General features: G+C 67.3%; 1 protein-coding gene. It reads left to right on the top strand.

Going from position 1 to position 926, the window contains the following annotated elements; genetic code table 11:
* Positions 1 to 364: 364 nt before the first annotated feature.
* Positions 365 to 926, top strand: a 562-nt coding sequence (locus DEJ01_RS17865; RefSeq protein ID WP_111093783.1) for a LemA family protein, incomplete at its 3' end; no start/stop codon positions are given.

The following is a 926-nucleotide window of genomic DNA, read 5'->3' as shown; positions in this document are numbered from 1 at the left end:
ACCGCGATGGCCGGGGCTGCTGCGGCCCCGAGGAGCGCGGCGACGAGGACCGTCGTCGCAGCTGCGAGCAGGGCGAAGCGGGGACGACGACGAGGGCTGTCGCCCCCGACAGCCCTCTCGTCCACGTTCTCCCCGGTCGTGTTCACCGGACCCATCCCACGGGATCGGCGGCCTCCGGTCAATACACCTCGCGGATGAGGTTCGGGATCGGGCCGCAGTCCGGGAACCCGGTGTGCGTGACTCGGGAATCGGCCGTGAACACTGCTCACGGAACGGAGCATGCTCAGCGCGTCGATAGACTTCACGATGGCCGTTCAGGCCAACGCAGCACCGCGGATCCCGACGCGCAAAGGAGTACGCCCGCATGGACACCGGACTCGTCACGACGCTCATCGTCGTCGGAGTGGTGGTGGTCGTCCTGGTGATCATCGGGATCTACCTCTGGGTGACGTACAACTCCCTCGTCACGCTCAAGGTCCGGGTCGACGAGGCCTGGAGCGACATCTCGGTGCAGCTGAAGCGCCGCGCCGACCTCATCCCCACCATCGTCGACACGGTCAAGGGGTACGCCACGCACGAGAAGGCGGTCTTCGACGACGTGACGAAGGCCCGCGCCGAGACCCTGTCCGCGGGTGACGCCGACACGGCCTCCACCGCCGAGGGGCACATGCAGAAGGCCCTCAAGAGCGTCTTCGCGGTGGCCGAGGGGTACCCGCAGCTGCAGTCGAGCCAGAACTTCCTGCAGCTGCAGTCCGAGCTCGTCGACACCGAGGACAAGATCCAGGCCGCCCGCCGCTTCTACAACGGAGGCGTGCGTGAGCTGAACACGAAGATCCGGGTGTTCCCGAACTCCACGTTCGCGAAGAACCGCGGTTTCTCCGAGGCCCCGTTCTTCGAGACGAACGAGCCGGCGGCCATCGCCGAGC

Source organism: Curtobacterium sp. MCLR17_040, from assembly GCF_003234735.1.
GTDB classification, from domain to species: domain Bacteria; phylum Actinomycetota; class Actinomycetes; order Actinomycetales; family Microbacteriaceae; genus Curtobacterium; species Curtobacterium flaccumfaciens.
The sequence above is the reverse complement of the archived record's forward strand: the minus strand, read 5'-3'. Positions and strand labels throughout refer to the sequence as shown.